5 protein-coding genes and 1 pseudogene are annotated in these 4,091 nt (G+C 26.3%); 1 reads left to right on the forward strand and 5 read right to left on the reverse strand.

Annotated elements, in window-relative coordinates; genetic code table 11:
- Positions 1 to 343: 343 nt before the first annotated feature.
- Positions 344 to 682 carry a hypothetical protein gene (locus tag CLOACE_RS11355; RefSeq protein WP_070111364.1) on the forward strand — a complete coding sequence of 113 codons (339 nt, stop codon included), beginning with the start codon at positions 344 to 346 and terminating at the stop codon, positions 680 to 682.
- 467 nt (positions 683 to 1,149) lie between these two features.
- Here CLOACE_RS11355 and CLOACE_RS11360 read toward each other — a convergent pair whose 3' ends face one another.
- From CLOACE_RS11360 to CLOACE_RS11375, 5 genes and pseudogenes are all read right to left on the reverse strand, one after another.
- Positions 1,150 to 1,968, reverse strand: coding sequence for a flagellar hook-basal body complex protein (locus tag CLOACE_RS11360; RefSeq protein WP_070111365.1), 819 nt, complete (start codon positions 1,966 to 1,968; stop codon positions 1,150 to 1,152).
- A gap of 25 nt (positions 1,969 to 1,993) precedes the next feature.
- Entirely contained in the window at positions 1,994 to 2,815 is an 822-nt protein-coding gene (locus CLOACE_RS11365; RefSeq protein WP_070111366.1) for a flagellar hook-basal body complex protein, read from the reverse strand.
- Positions 2,812 to 2,967 (reverse strand): hypothetical protein, encoded by a 156-nt coding sequence (locus tag CLOACE_RS11840; protein ID WP_175429467.1) that lies wholly within the window; start codon positions 2,965 to 2,967, stop codon positions 2,812 to 2,814. Before CLOACE_RS11840 ends, CLOACE_RS11365 begins: the two co-directional genes overlap by 4 nt.
- 44 nt (positions 2,968 to 3,011) lie before the next feature.
- Entirely contained in the window at positions 3,012 to 3,506 is a 495-nt protein-coding gene (locus tag CLOACE_RS11370; protein ID WP_070111367.1) for a DUF6115 domain-containing protein, read from the reverse strand.
- A gap of 17 nt (positions 3,507 to 3,523) precedes the next feature.
- Positions 3,524 to 3,970, reverse strand: a pseudogene (locus CLOACE_RS11375) (sigma-70 family RNA polymerase sigma factor); the annotation flags it as partial.
- Between the last annotated feature and the right edge of the window lie 121 nt (positions 3,971 to 4,091).

Genomic DNA, 4,091 nt, shown 5'->3' on the forward strand with positions numbered 1-4,091 from the left:
TTAAGACACTCTAAGAATAAAAAATAAAAAAACTCCTACCCAATTTATGCCCCGTCCTTGGGGCGGAAATTGGCTCATCACGTCCTGTGATGAATTACGGAGTTTTTTTATTTTTTCTTCTAAGAGTGTCTAAAATTCATTCTAATTATTTACAAACTCTCTTTATGAGGCTGGCTTATTATTTTGTACAGATTATTTAAAATTATTTTTTATTTGCAAATTATATCCATGATTTTTCCTTAAACAATATGTATATGAAATTACATTTAAAAATATTTTTGTAAACATATTTAGCTTAATCTCATATACTATTATTGATTTAAAATTTAAAGGAGGAATTTTATTGTACTCTCAAATGAATATGCCAATGATGCCTTATTATATGAGGGATTGCTGTTGTCCTATAATTTTAAAAAATATGATGGATATGCAAAAATCTACTTATTCTAATGAATTCCAGTCAATGATGCCTATGTGCATGATGATGTCTGATATGGTGCCTGCTGGTATGTATCCTGGATGTATGATGGGTTCAGGTGGTATGCCTGGTATGCATTCTGGATGTATGTTAGGACCTGGAGCAGGTGTAATGCCTAGTATGTATTCCGAATGTACACCTATGCTAGAAAATATGCCTTATGTAAAGACTAGAGAAGTAAATTTAGAGGACATAAAAAAATAATTTGTTTTAATTTTAAGAATGAGCATAAATAATACTTTCTTTGTATTATTTATGTTCATTAGGTTTTTGAATAAAAAATCATTAATATAATTTGCATATGGAAAATAATTTCAAATAATCTATACAAAAATAATAAGACCATAGCATAAAGAAAATTTGTAAATAATTAGAATGAATTTTAGACAATCTTAGAAGAAAAAATAAAAAAACTCCGTAATTCATCACAGGACGTGATGAGCCAATTTCCGCCCCAAGGACGGGGCATAAATTGGGTAGGAGTTTTTTTATTTTTTATTCTTAGAGTGTCTTAATGAAATGACTTATTTACAAAATTTCTTTATGCTATGGTCTTATTATTTTTGTATAGATTATTTGAAATTATTTTCCATATGCAAATTATATTAATGATTTTTTATTCAAAATTATATCAATGATTTTTTATTCAAAAACCCACATTTAACAAATTACTATCTTGATTTTAAATTGTTAGCCATGCCCCACATTTCGTCTGCTGTTCTTATAGCTCTAGAATTTAATTCAAAAGCTCTTTGAGTAACTAACATATCTGTCATTTCTTTTCCCATATCTACATTAGATCTTTCTAAATGTCCTTGCAGTATATTAGATTTTGTTACTGTATATAAATTGGTACCTTCTTTAGGAATGTATAAGTCACTTCCTACAGACATTAAAGAATCGTTTCCTACTACATCATATAATTGTATATTTCCCACATTATCATATACATTATTATACATACTATCCACTTTAATATGTACAGTACCGTCACTATTTACATAAAAATTATTTTCAGTAAACCTTACTTTATTGGGATTATTAGCTGGTAGTGCATTTATTTCTGCTCCGTTATTATTTAATATACTTAATTTATTTCCACTTTTATCTACAATGCTTCCATCTACATCTACAATAAAATTACCTGATCTTATATAAGCTTCTGCTCCATTATTAGTTATAACTTTAAAGTAACCTTTTCCGTCTATTGCCATATCTGTTTTACTACCAGTTTCTTTTAAACTTCCTTGAACATTATCTCTAATCCAATTGCCAGTTTTTACTCCTGAGCCAGTAAAAGGTTCTTTAGGTCTATTTTCACTTACAGGATATCCTCTTCTTTCCAATGTTTCATATACTAAATCTTGAAAACTTAAATCTTCTCTTTTATATCCATCTGTATTTACATTAGCTATATTATTAGATATGCAATCTAACTTGTTTTGCTGTGCTGTCATTCCGCTTTTACTGTTCCATAAGGCTCTAAGCATAAAATACCACCTCTAAAAAATATTTTTATCTAACACTACCTACTTCGTTAGCTGATTTTGATAAAGTTTCATCTATAGATTGTACTATTTTCTGATTGGTTTCAAAACTTCTCATTGTTGTAATCATATTTACCATTTCATTTATTGCATTTATATTAGATTTTTCTAAAGAACTTTGTATTACTGTTATATTGTTATTTTCAACTACTCTTATAGGAACTTCTTGATTTTCAGGTAATCTATATAAATTATCCCCTACTTTTTTTAATCCTCTATAATCATTTTGGTTTCCATTTCCTTGAAAATCTACTAATTTTAATTTAAATCTTCCTACAACTCTTTTATTATCATTTAAAATACTTATATTACCATTGTTATCACAGGTAATTTTATTTCTTCCTATCATTATTCTTTGATTATTAGTGTCCATAACATAATTTCCTGTATCTGTTACAAGGTATCCTTGTAAATTTACATGAAAATGACCATCTCTTGTGTAATATTCATTATTATCTATACCATCACTTGTTCTAACTGCAAAAAATCCTCTTCCTTCTAAGGCAAAATCTGTTTCTTTATCTGTTTTTTCTATTACTCCCTGAGAAAAATTTGTAGCAACTTCATCTATTTTACTTCCTAAACTATGGTGACCTAAATTTTGCCTTACATTTTTTCCACCAACTCTTTTACTATAATTAGCAATTAATACATCTTCAAATTTTTTAACAGCTATTTCATCACCTTTAAAACCTACTGTATTTATATTAGCTAAATTACTGCTTATTACATCTTGTTTAGCTTCTTGAGTTATCATACCAGACACTGCTGTATAAAGACTTCTTATCATTTTTTCACCCCTTTGTTTATAATAACTTTTGTTTCATTAGGATATTCCATACCCATAGACCTTGCTTTTTTTTCTATTTCATATTTACTCATGCTAATATTTATTTTAACTGTAGTCATTATAAATGTAGATATAATTATTCCTATACCCATACCTATTAATATTTTTCTATTGCTTAAAAAATCTATAGCATTTTTTATTTTAGAAATAATTCTTTTACTAATAAAACTTCCCCCTTACCTATTTTTAATTTTTTAGCTATTTCATCTACTGTAATACCTTCTTTAAGCATTTTATTTATTTCATTTACTTTAATGCTATTAATTTCAGATTTTTCGTTACTACTTACATTTTCACTGCTGCTTACTTCCTCATTGTCTTCTATTTTACTTTCACTGTAAATTTTATTATATATTTTTATTGCTTTATTATAATCTTTTTTTAAATCATTTTTAATATAATTATCATTTATATTATAATTCAATTTAATATATTCTATTTCCTGCTGAATCTCTAAAATAGTTTCTGCAAACTCTCTTCTGACATTACCTATTTTAAAATCTACTTCATCCATATACTGGCTTTTGTATTCAAGAGTATCCTGAAAATTATGTTTTTCCTTATTAATTGCTTTCATATTTAAAAATATTAATAATATGCCTATTATAATTAATATTAATGCTGTAAACATAATACCATCCTATCCTTTTATTCATACTTTAATTTTTTTAGCATTTTTCTAAGATGAACTATAGCTCTGCCATGAAGTTGGCATACTCTAGATTCAGATACACCTAAAACTTTTCCGATTTCCTTTAAAGTTAGTTCTTCATAATAATATAGTGAAAGTACTGTTTTATCTTTTTCATTAAGTAAATTTAATGCTTTTTCTAAATATTCTAATTGCTCTTTATGTTCTAAATTTTTTTCAGGACTTGGACTATTTTTATCTTCAATAGTGTTTATAAGAGGTATCTCATCTTCCTCTGAAAAAATTAAATTTTCTAAAGATATTATTGAAATATAATTTATATAATTTTCTATTTCAGATAATTCCTCTATTTCTATATTTAATTCTTTTGACACTTCTAAAAAAGTAGGTTCTCTCAAAAACTTACTTTGTAGTTTTTCAACAGCTCTATTGTATTTGAGTAAATTTCATATTTTATAATCATTGATTTTACTAACTTTTTTATTATTCAAAAAGGAAATTCACCCCAAAATGTCGAATATTTAAGTACCACCAAAAATACACAACAAAGAGGAGTGAATACTT

Origin of the sequence: Clostridium acetireducens DSM 10703, from assembly GCF_001758365.1 — a bacterium.
In the GTDB taxonomy this organism is placed as follows: Bacteria; Bacillota; Clostridia; order Clostridiales; family Clostridiaceae; genus Clostridium_C; species Clostridium_C acetireducens.